Origin of the sequence: Microbispora sp. NPDC046973, from assembly GCF_040644495.1 — a bacterium.
Classification (GTDB): Bacteria; Actinomycetota; Actinomycetes; order Streptosporangiales; family Streptosporangiaceae; genus Microbispora.
The window spans coordinates 196,506-212,078 of sequence record NZ_JBEYWQ010000007.1; the positions used below are offsets into that span (position 1 = coordinate 196,506).

The window sequence follows — 15,573 nt, forward strand, 5'->3', positions numbered from 1 at the left end:
TCGGCGCAGGTAAAACGGTTTGCCCTCCGACCTGCGTCTTTGCGAGCCTGGAACGACCATGCGTGTTCTTCCTGTGGCCGATCCCGGCACTCCCGACGCCCGCGGGCCGCTGCGCTACCTGTGGTGGGTGGCGCGCCGCCAGGCCGCCTCACTGCTGGCCGGAGTCGGCCTGGCGGTGCTGTGGTGGCTGGGGCAGGCGCTCGTGCCGGCGGCCCTGGGCAAGGCCATCGACGCGATGGCCGCGCGGGACGCGGGCACGCTGATCAGGTGGTCGGCGGTGGTGCTCGGCCTCGGCGTGGTCCAGGCGGCCGCCGGTGTCCTGCGCCACCGGTTCGCCGTCGTCACCTGGTTGTCGGCGGCCTACCGCACCGTGCAGGTCACCGTACGGCAGGCGACCAGGCTCGGGGCGACGCTGCCGAAGCGCCTCTCGACCGGCGAGGTCGTCAGCGTGGGCAACTCGGACATCGCGCACATCGGCAACGCCATGGAGATTCTCCTGCGGGGCGCCGGTGCGGCCATCGCGATCGTCGCGGTGACCGTGATCCTCCTCGCCACCTCGGTCCCGCTGGGTCTTGTCGTGCTGGTCGGGGTGCCGCTGATGGCGGCCGCGGTGGGTCCCCTGCTCAAGCCGCTGCACCGGCGCCAGCACGAGCAGCGCGACCTGCAGGGTGACCTGGCCACCCGGGCCGCCGACATCGTGGCCGGTCTGCGGGTGCTGCGCGGCGTCGGCGGCGAGCAGGTCTTCGCCGCGCGCTACCGGGCGGAGTCGCAACGCGTACGGCAGGCGGGCGTGCGGGTGGCCTCGGTGGAGTCCCTGCTGGAGGGCGCCCAGATCCTGCTGCCCGGCGTGCTGATCGCGTGCGTGACCTGGCTCGGCGCGCACTTCGCGCTCGACGGCCGCATCACGCCCGGTCAGCTCGTCGCGTTCTACGGCTATGCGGTCTTCCTGATCGCGCCTCTGCGTACGCTGACGGAGGCCGCCGACAGGCTGACCAAGGGGCACGTGGCGGCGCGCCGCGTCTGCCGCATTCTGTCGCTGGAGCCCGAGATCACCGGCGGCGACGGCCGCTTGTCCGCCGGACTGAACAGGCTGCCGGGCACGCTCCGCGACGGAGAGTCGGGCGTCGAGGTCCGGCCCGGCCGGCTCACGGCGCTCGCCGCGGCCGCGCCGGAGGACGCCATCGCCATCGCCGACCGCCTGGGCAGGTTCGCCCCCGGCGACGTCACGCTCGGCGGCGCGGCGCTGGCGGAGCTGCCGCTCGCCGAGGTCAGGCGGCACATCCTGGTGGCCGACAACGGCGCTCGGCTGTTCACCGGACGGCTGCGCGACGAGCTGGACGTGCGGGGCACGGCCACCGACGAGGACGTCCGTCAGGCGTTGCACGCCTCGTGCGCCGAGGACATCGTGGCGGCGCTGCCCGAAGGCCTGGAGGCGCACGTGGCCGAGTCGGGCCGCGAGTTCTCCGGCGGCCAGCAGCAGCGGCTGCGGCTGGCCCGGGCGCTGCTCGCCGACGCGGAGACCCTGATCCTGGTCGAGCCCACCAGCGCCGTCGACGCGCACACGGAGGCGCGCGTCGCCGAGCGGCTGGGCAAGGCGCGGGCGGGCCGCGCCACCCTGGTCTGCACGACCAGCCCGCTCGTGCTCGACCGGGCCGACCACGTGCTGTACGTCGAGGGAGGCGTGGTGCGGGCCGAGGGCACCCACCGGGCGCTGCTGGAGACGGTGCCCGCGTACCGCTCGACCGTGACACGAGGGGAAGACTGACCATGGCCCGCGAGATCCTTCCGGTCGCCGACAGGGCGCAGGTGCGCGCCTACGCGCGGCGGCTGACGCTGAAGTATCCGCGCGAGCTCGGCCTCGCGCTGGCCCTGCACGCCTTGGCGGCGGTCGCCGGGCTCGTCGCGCCCCGCATGCTCGGCGACCTGGTGGGGGGCCTGGCCAAGGGCCGGACCGACCTGCGCGTGGACGCCGTCGCCCTGGCCATCGCCGCCTTCGTGGCCGCGCAGGCCGTGCTGGTCAGGTTCGCCGTGTACGCGTCGTCACGGCTGGGCGAGAAGGTGCTGGCCGAGCTGAGGGAGGACTTCGTCGGCCGGGTGCTCGCGCTGCCGCTCTCGACGGTCGAGCGGGCCGGCTCCGGCGACCTCATCACCCGTACCTCCAGGGACGTCGACGCGCTGTCCCGCAGCGTGCGGCACGCCGTGCCCGAGACGCTGATCGCGGTCGTGACCGGCGCCTTCGTCGTCGGCGCGGTGATCCTCGTCGGGCCGGTGATGGCGGTGCCGTCGCTGGTCGCCGTGCCGCTGCTGTGGGGCGCCACCCGGTGGTACCTCAATCGCGCCAGAGACGGCTACCTGCGGGAGAACGCGGCGTACGCCGACATGACCGAGGGCCTGGCCGAGACCGTCGAGGGCGCCCGCACGATCGAGGCGCTGGGGCTGCAGGGCCGCCGCCGGGACCGTACGGACCGGGACATCGCACGGTCGTTCGCCGCCGAGCGGTACACCCTGGGCCTGCGCACGGTGTGGTTCCCGGCCGTCGAGTTCGGCTACGTGATCCCGGTCGTGGCGACCCTGCTCATCGGCGGACTGTTCTCCATCGAGGGCTGGGTGACGGTGGCCCAGGTGACGACCGCCACGCTCTACGTGCAGCAGCTCATCGACCCGCTCGACCGGTTGCTCTCGTGGGTGGACGAGCTCCAGGTCGGCGGAGCCTCGATGGCCCGGCTGCTGGGCGTGGCCGGCGTGCCCGACGACCGGGTCGCGGGCGACGCCCGGCCGGTGGGGGAGGAGCTGAAGGTCAGCGGCGTGCGGTACGCCTACCGCGAGGGCCACGACGTGCTGCACGGCATCGACCTCGACGTACGCCCGGGGGAGCGCCTGGCCATGGTCGGTCCCTCAGGGGCGGGCAAGTCGACGCTGGGCCGCCTCATCGCCGGGGTGCACGCGCCGGCGAGCGGGTCGGTCACGGTCGGCGGGGTGCCGCTGGTCGAGCTGCCGCTCGACGAGCTGCGCGGGCACGTCGCCCTGGTCACCCAGGAGCACCACGTGTTCCGGGGGACGCTGCGCGACAACCTCCTGATCGCCAGGCCCGACGCCTCGGACGCCGAGGTGCGCCGCGCGCTGGAGGCCGTGGACGCCTGGGAGTGGGCGGCTGCGCTGCCGGAGGGCCTGGACGCGGCCGTCGGCTCCGGCGGCACGGCGATCTCCCCGGCCCAGGCGCAGCAGCTCGCGCTCGCCCGGCTGGTGCTGGCCGACCCGCACACCCTCGTCCTGGACGAGGCCACCTCGCTGATCGACCCGCGGGCCGCCCGCCACCTGGAGCGGTCGCTCGCGGCCGTGCTGGAGGGCCGTACGGTGATCGCCATCGCGCACCGGCTGTACACGGCGCACGACGCCGACCGGGTGGCCGTGGTGGAGGACGGCCGGATCAGCGAGCTGGGCCCCCACGACGACCTGGTGGCGGCGGGCGGTGCCTATGCCGCGCTGTGGGACAGCTGGCACGGCACCGCCCGGTAGTCCCGTCAGCCGGTGATGTCCAGCGACTTCTTCAGGAAGTCGAGCTGCAGGAGGAGCAGGTTCTCCGCGACGACCTCCTGCGGCGTCATGTGGGTGACGCCCGACAGCGGGAGCACGGTGTGCGGGCGGCCGGCCGCGAGCAGGGCCGACGACAGCCGCAGCGTGTGCGCGGCGACCACGTTGTCGTCGGCCAGGCCGTGGATCAGCAGCAGCGGGCGGTCCAGCTTCTCCGCGTCGCCCTTCTCCGCATCGCCGAGGAGGGACGACCTCTCGTAGTGCCCCTCGTCGGGGTGGCCGAGGTAGCGCTCGGTGTAGCAGGTGTCGTACAGCCGCCAGTCGGTGACCGGCGCCCCGGCGACGGCGGCGTGGAACACGTCGGGGCGGCGCAGCACGGCGAGCGCGGCGAGGTAGCCGCCGAACGACCAGCCCCGGATCGCCACCCGCGACAGGTCGAGGTCGCCCGGGTACAGGGCCGCCACGCCCTGGAGGGCGTCCACCTGGTCCTGCAGCGAGATCGTGAAGTCGTGCAGCATCTCGCGCTCGAAGGCCGGGCCGCGCCCCGGCGTGCCTCGCCCGTCGGCCACGATCACCGCGAAGCCCTGCTCGGCCCACCACTGGGACTCCAGGAACATCCGCCGGGCCGACAGCACCCGCTGGGCGTGCGGCCCGCCGTACGGGTCCATCAGGACGGGCAGCGGGCCCGAGCCGGGCACGTGCCACGAGGGCAGCAGGACGGCCGTGGACAGCTCGCGCGAGCCCGCCCGGACGAGCGACACGCGCGGCTCCAGGCCCGGCCGCTCGGCCAGGGACCTGATGGAGACCGACCCCTCCGCCCGGACGACCGACACCGTCGTGCCCTCGGTGTCGAGGCTCTGCCGGGCGACGAGCGTCACGCCGCCGGCCCGGCGGCCGGAGTGGACGCCCGGCTCGGTGGTCACCGGGCTGAGAGTGCCCGCCGTGTAGGTCCACAGGTGGATCTCGGTGGGCTCGCCGCTCGCGGAGAAGAGCACGGTGTCGCCGTCGACGTCGAGCACCGCGCGGACCTGCAGGGACGGCGGCGTGACCGGCTCGTCGCCGACCACGAGCCGGTGGCCGCCGTCGGCGTCGGCCACCCACACGAGCGTCCCGTCGGACAGGCGGGCCGGGACGCCGGTGACGATGTCCACCCAGGCCGGGTCGGTGTCCTCGCGCAGGAGCGTCGTCTCGCCCGTGTCCGGGTCGGCCGACAGCAGGCGCATGGTCCGCTGGTTCCGCGAGAGCGTGACGATCGCGAGGCCGTGGGCGTCCCAGGCCGCCGTCACCAGATACTCCTGCTCGAACGGCACCGCCGTACGCGCGCCGTCCAGGCCGATGACGTGCAGCGTGACCTCGGCGTTGGCCGTTCCGGCCGCGGGGTAGCGCTGCGGGACGGGCCGACGATCGGGGTTGGCCGGGTCGGCGATGTGCCACAGGGCCACCGGCGACTCGTCCACGCGGGCCACGAGCAGGCGGTCGCCGGAGGGCGACCACCAGTAGCCGCGCATCCGCTCCATCTCCTCGGCCGCGATGAACTCCGCCAGGCCGTAGGTGACCGTGTCGCCCTCCGGCTCCGCAAGCGCGGTGTCCGCGCCGGTGGCGATCTCCAGCACGTGCAGGGCGCCGCCCGTGACGTACGCGACCCGGGTGCCGGCGGGGTCGAGCCGGGGGTCGATGACCGGCCCGGCCGCCGGGAGCCGCCGCACCTCGCCCGAGGCGAGGCCGGCCAGGTAGAGGTCGCCCGACAGCGCGAAGACGGCCTGCCGGACCTCCCGGTCCGTGGCGTACGCCACCACGCCGCCCGCCGACTCCCGCGACCGCTCGCGCCGGGCGCGCTCCTCCGGCGGCAGGTCCTCGTCCGCGGCGCCCAGGGCGAGGGGGTCGACGACGAGCCGCTCGGCTCCGGACGCGACGTCCAGCTCCCACAGGCAGGTCACCGGATCGGTGCCCGACCTCGTCCTGAGGAAGGTCACCCGACCGCCGTCAGGGGAGATCGTGAAGTTGCGCGGCACCCCGAGGGTGAACCGCCGGGTCCTGGCATGCAACCGCGGGAAGCTCTCCGTCATAGCTCCTCATACTGCCAGCACGGGGGCACTACCCTCGGAGGCATGACTGACCGTCGCTTGCTGCTCGTGCACGCCCACCCCGACGACGAGTCCATCACCACCGGTGCGACCATGGCCAAGTACGCCGCCGAGGGTGCGCACGTGACGCTCGTGACCTGCACCCTGGGGGAGGAGGGCGAGGTCATCCCCCCGGAGCTCGCCCACCACGCGGCCGACAGGGACGACACCCTCGGTCAATACCGCGTCGGCGAGCTGGCCGCCGCCTGCAAGGCGCTCGGCGTCACCGACCACCGCTTCCTCGGCGAGGCCGGCCGCTGGCGCGACTCGGGCATGATGGGCGCGGCGACCAACCACCGCCCCGGCTGCTTCTGGCAGGCCGACCTCGACGAGGCCGCGGGCGAGCTGGTCAGGGTTATCCGCGAGGTCAGGCCCCAGGTCCTGGTCACCTACGACGAGAACGGCTTCTACGGCCATCCCGACCACATCCAGGCGCACCGCGTCTCCTGGCGGGCCTTCGAACTGGCCGCCGACCCCGCGTTCCCCGGCGGGGAGCCGTGGCGGATCGCCAAGTTCTACCACACCGCCATGCCCAAGTCGGTGCTGCGGCGGACCATCGAGACCATGCGCGAGGCCGACGTCGACTTCTGGGTGCCCGAGTCGATCGACGACATGCCGGGATGCGCCGACGAGGACGTGACGACGGAGATCGACGCCCGGCCCTACGTGGAGGCCAAGCTCGACGCGATGCGGGCGCACGCGACACAGATCGCGGTGGACGCGCCGTGGTTCGCGCTGTCGAACAACGTCGGCCAGCAGGCCCTCGGGGTCGAGCACTTCATCCTGCGCGCCGGGGTCCCCGGCCGGCCCGGCATCGGCGCTCCGCCCGAGGTGGGCGGCCTGGGCGAGCCGTACGACCGCGAGACCGACCTGTTCGCCGGCGTCGGATAAGTTGAGTGGTATGACCCAGGAGACGCACGTCGCCGTCGAGACCGAGGACGTTCCCGGCCCGATGGCCGGGGCCGTGACCGGCGCGGCGTACGGCGTGCTCTTCCTGCTGGGCGTGGTGCTCGGAGTGGTCGGGGGCTTCCAGCACGCGTGGTATGCCGGGCAGGTGCCGGTCGCCGCGATCGCCTGGCTGGTGGCCCTGTTCGCCGTGCCATACGCGATGGGCAGGCTGATGGGCGGCAAGCTGGGCGCGCTCCTTCCCGCCGCCGGCTGGCTCCTCGTGTCGTTCCTGCTGGCCACGCCGCAGCGGGCCGGCGACCTCGCCATCGCGGGCAACTCGGCCGGCTACTGGTACCTCTACGGCGGCGCCGTCGCCGTCGCGGCGGCCGTGGTCGTCACGCGGTCCACCGGTTCGTGGCTGCTGAGGTCGTACGACCGGGTCTGAGCTTGTATAGACGGTGCTTGTATAGGCGGTGCTTGTATAGGCGGTGCTTGTATAGGCGCGGATCCTCGCCGATCCTGGGGACATGCGGCGCTCGCACCGGGTCCGGCAGGTCATCAACTACGTCAACCTCTCCACGCCTCTCGGGCTGCTGATCGCACGGATCGGCGGAGCCCGCACCCGCAGGGGGGAGCGGGGCCTCGTCTACGCGCACGGCTATCGCATCCCGTTCCCCGTCGCCGGGGCGTTCACCGTGGGCAACGTGATCCTGACCAAGCACGGGGAGGGCTATCTCACCGGCTGCCTGCTCGACCACGAGTCCCGCCACGCCACCCAGTACGCGTTCTGCGTCGGCCTGCCCATGCTCGCGCTGTACGTGCTCGCCTCGGCCGTCTCCTACGCCGTCTGCGGGCATCCGGCCTCGTGGAACCTTTTCGAGCGGATGGCCGGCCTGGACGACGGCGGTTATCCCCGGGTGCATCCATGGTGGCGGAGAAGGGGGAGTAGGTCGCCTTCCACCTGAGGGCGGAGGAAACATGGAGGGAATCGACCGGTCGTAGGAGGAATATTTTCGGCTCTGCGGGGATCATGGAGAGCGGAAGGGAGTTCCCCATGTCGCAAACGATTCAACCGGAAAGCCCTGAGGCCCTCGAAATCCCCGTTTCTCCCGTTCCGCAGGCGCCGAGCGCGCCGATTGTCCGGCCGGCCGGACCCCGCCGGTGGCCGTCCAGCTTCGCCGACAGGCTGACCGCCCCTCTTCCGGACTTCCGCGAGGTCACCAGTGTCATGTGGCACGGGCAGCTACGGCCCGACATCGGTGACAGCGACCAGATTCCCGTCCACCGCGTCGGCCTGCCCCGTGCCGCCGCGACCGAGACCGTGGTGACCTGGGTCGGCCACGCGACGTTCGTCCTCCAGATCGGCGGGCTGACCGTGCTGACCGATCCGGTGTGGTCCCGCAAGATTCCCGGCGTGCGCCAGCGGCTGACCCCTCCCGGCGTCGCCTGGTCCGACCTGCCCGAGGTCGACGCGGTCGTGATCAGCCACAACCACTACGACCACCTGGACGCGCCGACGATCCGTCGCCTGCCGAGGGACACGGCCGTCTTCGTCCCCGCCAAGCTCGGCGGATGGTTCCGGCGGCGAGGCTTCCGCGACGTGACCGAACTGGACTGGTGGGAGTCGGCTCGCCTCGGCGACGTGACGTTCGACTTCGTCCCGGCTCACCACTGGAGCCGCCGTACGCTCTGGGACACCTGCCGCACTCTGTGGGGCGGATGGGTGCTCACCTCCCCCGAGCACCGGGTCTACTTCGCCGGGGACACGGCCTACGGGGAGCGGTTCGCCCAGATCGGCGAGCGTTATCCGGGGATCGACCTCGCTCTCATGCCGGTCGGCGCCTACGAGCCGCGCTGGTTCATGAAGGTCTCCCACGTCGACCCGGCCCAGGCCGTGCAGGGCTGCCTCGACGTGGGCGCACGGCGGATGGCCACCATGCACTGGGGCACGTTCGTGCTGTCGGGCGAGCCGCTGCTGGAGCCCGTGCGCGAGGCCCGCGCCGTATGGGAGTCACGCGGCCTCGACCCCGCCGACCTGTGGGATCTCGCCGTCGGCGAGAGCCGTACGCTGCCCTGACGGGGCGGTGGTGCTTGCGGGAGGGCGGCTTCGGCTGTGGCTATGGCCGCTCTCCGAGCATCGCCGCGGCATTGGCCAGTCGCGTCCGCAGATGCCGCCGGACCGCCCGGAGCTCGGGGCCATGTTCCTTGATCATCGTTTGCTGGGCCTCGATCTCTGTCGTCAGCCGCACCGTCAGGTAATCCACCTGCAGCTTGCAGCGCATGTCCGCCGCCGCGGTGGCCTCCTCCCGCGTGTCACCCGGTTTCCGCCAGCGTGGGTCCTCCCACGCCTTGACGGGCGTCGGGTAGGAGTAGCCGGCCCTCTTCATGCAGGCGCTCCACGCCGCGTTCACCGCCTTCACCCGGGGATCATCGAGCGCCTTGTCGTACGCCTGCGTGCCCAGCCGGACGACCAGCCACTCCGCGTCGGGCGGGACCCCTTTCATCACGCGCCGGTTCGCCGCCCCGATGCAGCCGCCCTCCGGCACGCGGATGCCCCTGACCGTCTTCGGCCCCTGCCCGTTCAGGACGGCCTGCTCTTCGATCGGGGTCAGACCCGTGTCCGTCCTCGCGCTTCTCGCGCTTCCCGGCGGTTTCCGCTGCTGTGCGGGAGACGGCAACGGCACGGCGTATCCGTACCGGGCGGCGAGCTCAGGATCGACGAACAGGTAGCGGCGGGCCCTCGGCGTCGTGTCGCGTTGCGGCGGCAGCGGGTTGTCGTCGTTGCTCGCGATTGCGAACCTTCTCGTGCACAGGGCCAGCGAATGACGCACGGCGTTGACGAGCCGGACCCGCTGTTCGGGTGTCGGCTCGAACACGTCCAGGGGGAACACCGCGGTCTCGACCGTCCGTACCGCCTTCTCGCCCGCCCTTTCCGCCGCCTTCTGGGCCGCCTGCCCGCCGTCCGGCACGGGTGATGCGGTGAGAGTGGTGCCCGCCGTGAAAGCGGTGCCGCTCGTCTGACAGCCGCTGAGCGCGACAGCGGCGAGTACGGCGAGCGGAAGCGGGCGGAAGCGCGAAATATCGTGCACGCCTGCATTCTTTTCCCAGCGGGCTCTCCTCGGATAATCAAGGCATTTACGGAATGGCCAATCACGCATTTCCGGGCGTGGCTGCCGCCCCGGTGGCCCCGGCGGCCCTGGCACAATGCGGCCATGAGCTTCGCGACAGCTGATCTCTACGACGCCCACGGTGACGCGCTGCGTAGTTGTGTCACCCAGTTCCGCTCGTACGGCTCGCGTGCGCGATTCTCCGGCCAGATCTCCACGGTCCGCTGCCTTGAGGACAACGCGCTCGTCAAGCAGGTGCTCGCGACGCGGGGTGAGGGCCGGGTGCTGGTGGTCGACGGCGGCGGGTCGCTGCGCACGGCGCTGCTCGGCGACATGATCGCGACCTCGGCGGTGGAGAACGGCTGGGCGGGCGTGGTGATCAACGGCGCGGTACGGGACACGGCGGCGCTGGCCGGGCTCGACCTCGGTATCAAGGCGCTCGGCGCCAACCCGCGCAAGAGCGCCAAGACCGGCCTGGGGGAGATCGATGTCCCGGTGACCTTCGGGGACGTGACCTTCGCCCCGGGCGCGTGGCTCTACAGCGACGAGGACGGCATCCTGGTCAGCGACCACCGCCTCGACGTCTGAGCCCCCGGCGGCTGCCGGTGCCGCCACCCGCCCGTCTCTCTCACTCACGTGGCCGCCGGGTTCTGGCGTGCGCTGGGTGGTAGGTGAAGGCCCAGCGGTCGGTGCCTGCTTTGCGGCGGGTGTAGCGGTCGGGGTGGCGGTAGCGGTCGCGGTTGTGGAACTGGCAGGCGGGGCCGAGCAGGTTCAGGTCGGTGAGGCCGCCGGTGCTCCAGTTGTCGGCGTGGTCGATCTGGCACATGGTTGCCGGGAGGGGGCAGCCGTCGATCCAGCAGGTGGCGTAGCGGGCGAACACGGCCCTGCGTTGGGCGGGGGTGGCCAGGCGGACCTTGCGGCCCATGTCCAGCACCTGCCCGTCGGCGTCCATGACCAGGTGCACCAGGGTGCTGGTGCGGGCGAGGCGGTGCACGCTGGAGACGGGCAGCATCTGCCCGGTCGCCAGCAACAGCCCCGGTGCCGTCCCCAGCCACAGCCCTGGTCCCTGGCACTGCTCACCGCGCACGCCGGCCTGGTCCAAAGGGGTGCCCTGCCCATGCCTGCAGTCCCCCGCAGGCCGATGCCCGGCGTGGGCGTGCTGCGCGGCGGCGTCCTCGGGAGGAGGATCCGGCTGCGCTGCGGAAGGGGGTGCTGTGGGCGGGGGTGCGCTACCACCCCATGCAGGCCATGCTGCTGGGCGCCTCAGGCGCGTTGCCCCAGGATGGGCCGCAGCACGGTCGCAGTCCCCGCCCTTGGCGTGCCCGGTGTCGTCGCCCTCCGCACCGTCATCGCCCTCGGCAGAGGCGGCGCTCTCGACAGCGTCAGTGCCCGCCACGCCGTTGACGCCTCCGGCATCGCGGGAGGCGCGGTCGCCGGTGTTTTCGGCCTCGCCAGGGGCGTCAGCGCTTCCGGCCTCGCCCCGGACGGCGGCCTCGAAGCGGTCGGCGGAAGGGTCGGTGCCGGCGGCGGGAGGGGCGGCTTCGGGGTGGTCGGTGCCGGCGGCGGGAGGGGCACCTTCTGGATGGTCGGTGGGGAGGGATTCGGCGGTGACCAGGACCAGGAGCTCGGTGGCGATCTTCTCCTCCAGCAGCGCGATGAACGCATCCGCGTTGCGCACGCTTTGCGGGCGGTCATCGCCCTCCGCCTGGGGTTTGGCGTAGGCGTCCAGCAGGGCCCGCAGCCGGGCGGCGGCCTCACGCGGCAGACAGAACTCCCCCTCCAGCCCCCCGCCCCGGGTCGGGCGGACCCGCAAGAACCGCCGCGCGTAGCCGGCCCGCTCATCGCGGTCCTCCCCGTCGGGGTCGAGCACCGCGCGCAGATAACGCCCGGCCTTGGCCACCTCCGCCGCACCCGCCTTGCCCGCCAGCTCCAGCAAGATCGGCTCAGCCAGGGCGGCCTGCTCATCGTTCAACTGCGCGGTGGCCGCGCAGATCGCCTCCACCACCCCCGCCGCCAACTTCCCGGCCGCGAACCTCTCCCGCACCCGCGGCAGACGCGCCAACTCCACCGCCAAGGTGAGCAGGCGGCCCGCACCCGCCACACTCATCCCCCCGGCCGTGCGCAACCAACTACGGGTCGAGGCATGCCCATGCTCCTTGACCCGCCCCACCCCATGCACCCGCCCCACCCGACCAGCAAGAGCACACGTGATCCGATCCCGGACGAACATCAACTCCTCAGCCTCAGCCAGGCACACGTCCACGTCCTCAGGCACAGGTGTCAGCGCCAACTCCTGCGCCGACTCACGCAGACCACCCACCAACACCCACGACGACCGGCCCTTGCCACGAGCGGCGCCGGGTGCGTCCTTGCCGGTGTCCTGGCCCGCGTCCTGCGGCACCTCGGGGTCGGCGATCGGGAAATGCTCACGGGCGGCCGAGCCCTGCGACGACCACAAGGGCGAACCGGAGGTCAACCGGTCCCACCAACCGTCGGAATTATTCGAACGACGAGAGCGGTCAGGATCGACAGCGGACAGATCCATCGCACCTCCTCGTTGATTCGAATATTTGTGTGAATTCTTTCACGGGATGGTGTCCGGCGCACCTCCTGAGCTGGGAATTGTTGGAGTGACAGGTTGAGCCGTCCGGCTGCCCTCACCGCGTCGGGCGCGGCTGAGGGCGACAGGCAGGCGCCGGGGGGCCGGGGCGCGGCGGACGAGCTCGCGGGAAAGAGAGGAAGTGGCTACCGGGCCGGCCGTCGGCAAGCATGTGAGACGGACCGGCCGGCTCGGTTCACGCGGGGGGAGTGCCCGTCAGATCCGGCCGATGTCGGCGGGCAGGTCGAGGGCGAGCACGTGGTCGAAGTGGAGGAAGGTCTCGAACTTGGACCCCGGCGCGACCGACTCGTCGGCCTCCAGATCGCGCAGCAGGCGCAGCGCCCCGGGTGTGTCGAGGTCGTCGTCCAGCGCCCTCTGGACGCGCTCGGCGTGGACGTCGTCGATCGGGCGGCTCGGTGACTCGGCCCATTCGGCCACCCGCCGCCGCAGCCGCCGCAGTTCCTCGTCGGCGGCGCGAAGGGCGTCCCAGGTGAGGTCGACCGGCCGCCGGTAGTGGTGCTCCAGCAGGGCCAGCCGTACGGCGAGGGGATCGAGGCCGGCCTCGACGACGCCGGACAGCGGCATGACGCTTCCGGTGCCGGCCGGGCGGCCCTCGAACAGCAGGTGCCCGGAGTGCGCCCAATGGGCGGCGGCCTCCTGACCTGTGGCGGCGTTCGACTGGGCCCGCGCCCTCTCGTGGTGGGGGAAGGACAGGTCGGCCCCGCCCACGTACAGGTCGAAGTGGGGGCCGAGGAACCGCAGCGGCGTGGCCGAGCACTCGACGTCGCGGCCGGGCAGACCGCGGCTCCAGGGCCCGTTCCAGACCGCCCCGGCGTCGCCGTCGGCCGAGCCCTCCGGAGATTCCGGCACCGGCTCCCAGAGGGGCCAGTCGGACGCCGAGCCCGGCTTGCCGGAGATCTCGCCGTACGTGGGGAAGGACGCCGCGTCGAAGAACACCGCCCCCTCCGGGGTGGCGTACGCGTGGCCGCGCTCGATGAGCCGCCCGATGAGCTCGATCACCAGGCCCATCGTCTCGCTGGTCCGAGGGGAGTGCTCGGGGGGGCGCATGTTCAGCGTGAGCGTGTCGGCGTCGAGGGACGCGCCGTCGCCGCCACGGCCGGCACCGCCGTCCGGGTGAACGAGGTCGGAGACGTGACGGCAGGCGAGCACCCGCAGCCCGGCGCGTTCGGCGACGCGGCGGACCAGGTCGGCGAGCAGGGCGGGGCGCAGGTCGGCGAGGCCGGCGGGCCCGTGCGCGGCGCAGGTGTACATCCGCAGGATCCGCGAACCGGCCGGGGCGACGGGCACGACCTGCCGGGTCAGGGTGTCGTGGAGCCGCAACATGCTCCGAGCCTACGTGCTGCCCCCGACATCCCCGCCCCGGCCCCTGATCACAGTAAAAGCCGGAATCAGGTCAGGAAGCGCAGGATGTCGCGGTCGCCGCGTTCGCGCAGGCGGTCGAGGACCTCCTCGCGGGCGGACCCGTCGGGCAGGCCGATGCGGGCGCCGATGAGACGCAGGCCCTCGGCCTCCGACGCCACCGGAGCGGTGTATCCGATGAGGTGCAGCGCCTGGTTGATCGCGGGCAGCCCGGCGCCCGCCGTGGGCAGGAAGCGGGTCAGCAGTTCGCCGCCGTCGGAGACCGTGAGGAAGACGTGGTCGCCCTCGGACGCGTTGTACTCGGCGAGAACGTTCCTGATCGAGCCGATGGTCGGCTGGTTGTGCCAGCTGATCACCACCTCGCCCGAGGCCGTGGAGGCGGTGAGCTGTCCGCCGGGCGCCATGCCGAGGTGCGCGGCGAAACCGGTCGGCAGCGGGGATCCCGAGCCGCGCAGGTGCTCGGCGTTCACGTCCACCCGGTGCCACCAGCGGCCGTCCCTGCTGCGGAAGCAGCGGCGGGTCATCGACACGTCCCGGCGCGGCTGGTAGGCCTCGGCCTGGTCCTGGACGGCCACCCTGATGTAGCCGCGCTGGGTCCGCTCGAACCCGGGCCCTCCGGCGTACGCCCTGATGGAGCTTTCGCTCACGTCGTAGCGGGAGGTCAGGTTGTCCACGACCGTGCTCACGGACGCCTCGCCGCCCGCGCGCTCGATCTCCCGGATGATCATCTCCCGGATGCCGAGGTACTCGTCGCCGCCCCAGCGCCGCAGGCCGTACTTGCTGCGGTCGAGCCGGATGAACCGCTCGTCGGAGGCGAGCTGGTTGCGGATGCCGACGATGCTGTAGTCCTCGCCGATGCGGCCCTGGATGTCCTCGGGGGTGAGCGGGGCGTGGGCGACCGCCAGCACGGCCTCCGCCTTGTCGCCCATGCTGCGCGGCCAGGGGACTACGTGGCCGTCCATGACCCGCAGGTGCGGCACCGACGCCAGCCAGCGCTCGGCGACGTCCTCCCGGATGCCGAGCTGGGCGACGAGGGACACCGCCTCATCGAGCGGCCGGGGGCCGTCGGCGAACAGCTGCCGGGTCTTCTCCCTGAGCTCGTCCGCGCCGCCCGCGACCAGCCAGCCGTCCACCTGCTCGTACCCGGTCAGCAGCGTACGGACGAACCGCCAGGCGGGGATCGCGAGAGTGATCAGCTCGGTGCGGTGCCACGGCACGGCGGCGGCGACGTCGTCGGCGGGCACGGCCGAGCCCAGCCGGGTGCGCAGCCAGGACAGGTGGGCGTTCAGCGGCGCGGCGGACGGGCCGTTCAGCCAGTCCATCACGTGGTCGCGCAGGTCGCGCTCGATCTGCCGGATCCGCTCGCGGGTGACGGAGAACCGCTGAGCCAGCTCGTCCAGTGTGGCCCGCTGGGCCTGGCCCGGCTGCTGTGAGGTGTCGAAGTAGAGCCGGTCGCGTGCGATGGCCCGCTGGCGGTCGTCCAGCCGGGCGAAGATCTCGTCGATGATCTCGGGCATCGGCCGCTCGGGGAGGGCCGGAGGCACCGGCGCACCGGCCGGCTCCAGCGCGGGCTCCGTGGCCAGCAGCTTGTCGATCACGTCGACGTAGAGGTCGTGGACGCTCTCCCGGGGGCCGGGCGTCTGGAGGCTCTCCTCGGGGTGGGTGAACCTCAGCAGCGGGAGGATGTCGCCGAGGACCAGGTGCGCCCAGCAGGCGGTGGTGAGGTCGGCGAGCCGGGAGGCGACCTGGGCGGTTCCCACCGCCGCGCAGGCCCGGTCGAGGGGGAGCGCCTGCCACCACGCGTCGGGAAGACCGGGGTCGCTCGCGATCGGCTCTACCTGGCTGGGCGCGGTCCAGCGCAGCGGAGGCACGATGTCGCTAAGGCTGAGGTTCATGCAGGTCCAACCGGCAAGGGGAATATATCCGCAGTTCAGACTAGGGGATC

Annotated in this window: 12 protein-coding genes; 7 read left to right on the forward strand and 5 right to left on the reverse strand. The window is 72.7% G+C overall.

The window, feature by feature from the left end:
• Positions 1 to 58: 58 nt before the first annotated feature.
• Both ABZ860_RS16435 and ABZ860_RS16440 read left to right on the forward strand, forming a co-directional pair.
• Positions 59 to 1,765, forward strand: coding sequence for an ABC transporter ATP-binding protein (locus ABZ860_RS16435; RefSeq protein WP_357220586.1), 1,707 nt, complete (start codon positions 59 to 61; stop codon positions 1,763 to 1,765).
• Positions 1,766 to 1,767: 2 nt separating this feature from the next.
• Positions 1,768 to 3,516: an ABC transporter ATP-binding protein gene (locus ABZ860_RS16440; RefSeq protein WP_357220588.1), complete on the forward strand. Its 1,749-nt coding sequence runs from the start codon at positions 1,768 to 1,770 to the stop codon at positions 3,514 to 3,516.
• Between the two features lie 5 nt (positions 3,517 to 3,521).
• On the opposite strand, the gene ABZ860_RS16445 is transcribed toward ABZ860_RS16440, so the two are convergent.
• Positions 3,522 to 5,597, reverse strand: a complete 2,076-nt coding sequence (locus ABZ860_RS16445) for a DPP IV N-terminal domain-containing protein (protein WP_357220590.1) — start codon at positions 5,595 to 5,597, stop codon at positions 3,522 to 3,524.
• A 42-nt stretch (positions 5,598 to 5,639) separates the two neighbouring features.
• On the opposite strand from ABZ860_RS16445, the gene mshB reads away from it, so the two are divergent.
• The 4 genes from mshB (at position 5,640) to ABZ860_RS16465 (ending at position 8,619) form a co-directional block, all read left to right on the forward strand.
• Positions 5,640 to 6,545, forward strand: coding sequence for an N-acetyl-1-D-myo-inositol-2-amino-2-deoxy-alpha-D-glucopyranoside deacetylase (gene mshB, locus ABZ860_RS16450; RefSeq protein ID WP_357220592.1), 906 nt, complete (start codon positions 5,640 to 5,642; stop codon positions 6,543 to 6,545).
• 10 nt (positions 6,546 to 6,555) lie between these two features.
• A complete protein-coding gene (locus tag ABZ860_RS16455) occupies positions 6,556 to 6,987 on the forward strand; it encodes a DUF6113 family protein (RefSeq protein ID WP_357220594.1) in 432 nt (143 codons plus the stop codon).
• A gap of 82 nt (positions 6,988 to 7,069) precedes the next feature.
• Positions 7,070 to 7,507 (forward strand): hypothetical protein, encoded by a 438-nt coding sequence (locus ABZ860_RS16460; RefSeq protein ID WP_357220595.1) that lies wholly within the window; start codon positions 7,070 to 7,072, stop codon positions 7,505 to 7,507.
• Positions 7,508 to 7,596: 89 nt separating this feature from the next.
• Positions 7,597 to 8,619 carry an MBL fold metallo-hydrolase gene (locus tag ABZ860_RS16465; protein WP_357220597.1) on the forward strand — a complete coding sequence of 341 codons (1,023 nt, stop codon included), beginning with the start codon at positions 7,597 to 7,599 and terminating at the stop codon, positions 8,617 to 8,619.
• 40 nt (positions 8,620 to 8,659) lie between these two features.
• Here the strand turns inward: ABZ860_RS16465 and ABZ860_RS16470 are convergent, their stop codons facing one another.
• Positions 8,660 to 9,631 (reverse strand): hypothetical protein, encoded by a 972-nt coding sequence (locus ABZ860_RS16470; RefSeq protein ID WP_357220599.1) that lies wholly within the window; start codon positions 9,629 to 9,631, stop codon positions 8,660 to 8,662.
• Positions 9,632 to 9,754: 123 nt separating this feature from the next.
• Here ABZ860_RS16470 and rraA point away from each other — a divergent pair, with 123 nt between their 5' ends.
• Positions 9,755 to 10,237: a ribonuclease E activity regulator RraA gene (gene rraA / locus ABZ860_RS16475; protein ID WP_357220600.1), complete on the forward strand. Its 483-nt coding sequence runs from the start codon at positions 9,755 to 9,757 to the stop codon at positions 10,235 to 10,237.
• A gap of 40 nt (positions 10,238 to 10,277) precedes the next feature.
• Here rraA and ABZ860_RS16480 read toward each other — a convergent pair whose 3' ends face one another.
• The 3 genes from ABZ860_RS16480 to ABZ860_RS16490 all read right to left on the reverse strand — a co-directional run bounded on the left by ABZ860_RS16480 (position 10,278) and on the right by ABZ860_RS16490 (position 15,523).
• Complete coding sequence (locus ABZ860_RS16480; protein ID WP_357220602.1) at positions 10,278 to 12,194, reverse strand: DUF222 domain-containing protein; 1,917 nt, start codon at positions 12,192 to 12,194, stop codon at positions 10,278 to 10,280.
• 270 nt (positions 12,195 to 12,464) lie between these two features.
• Entirely contained in the window at positions 12,465 to 13,592 is a 1,128-nt protein-coding gene (locus ABZ860_RS16485) for a cysteine--tRNA ligase (RefSeq protein ID WP_357220604.1), read from the reverse strand.
• Between the two features lie 65 nt (positions 13,593 to 13,657).
• Entirely contained in the window at positions 13,658 to 15,523 is a 1,866-nt protein-coding gene (locus tag ABZ860_RS16490) for a sigma factor-like helix-turn-helix DNA-binding protein (protein WP_357220606.1), read from the reverse strand.
• Between the last annotated feature and the right edge of the window lie 50 nt (positions 15,524 to 15,573).

Bases quoted from the DNA above. Each gene is read 5' to 3' on its own strand.
- ABZ860_RS16485 (WP_357220604.1), bottom strand. From the start codon at position 13,592: ATGTTGCGGCTCCACGACACCCTGACCCGGCAGGTCGTGCCCGTCGCC.
- ABZ860_RS16490 (WP_357220606.1), bottom strand. From the start codon at position 15,523: ATGAACCTCAGCCTTAGCGACATCGTGCCTCCGCTGCGCTGGACCGCG.
- ABZ860_RS16440 (WP_357220588.1), top strand. From the start codon at position 1,768: ATGGCCCGCGAGATCCTTCCGGTCGCCGACAGGGCGCAGGTGCGCGCC.
- ABZ860_RS16465 (WP_357220597.1), top strand. From the start codon at position 7,597: ATGTCGCAAACGATTCAACCGGAAAGCCCTGAGGCCCTCGAAATCCCC.
- ABZ860_RS16455 (WP_357220594.1), top strand. From the start codon at position 6,556: ATGACCCAGGAGACGCACGTCGCCGTCGAGACCGAGGACGTTCCCGGC.
- mshB (WP_357220592.1), top strand. From the start codon at position 5,640: ATGACTGACCGTCGCTTGCTGCTCGTGCACGCCCACCCCGACGACGAG.
- ABZ860_RS16445 (WP_357220590.1), bottom strand. From the start codon at position 5,597: ATGACGGAGAGCTTCCCGCGGTTGCATGCCAGGACCCGGCGGTTCACC.
- ABZ860_RS16480 (WP_357220602.1), bottom strand. From the start codon at position 12,194: ATGGATCTGTCCGCTGTCGATCCTGACCGCTCTCGTCGTTCGAATAAT.
- ABZ860_RS16435 (WP_357220586.1), top strand. From the start codon at position 59: ATGCGTGTTCTTCCTGTGGCCGATCCCGGCACTCCCGACGCCCGCGGG.
- ABZ860_RS16460 (WP_357220595.1), top strand. From the start codon at position 7,070: ATGCGGCGCTCGCACCGGGTCCGGCAGGTCATCAACTACGTCAACCTC.
- rraA (WP_357220600.1), top strand. From the start codon at position 9,755: ATGAGCTTCGCGACAGCTGATCTCTACGACGCCCACGGTGACGCGCTG.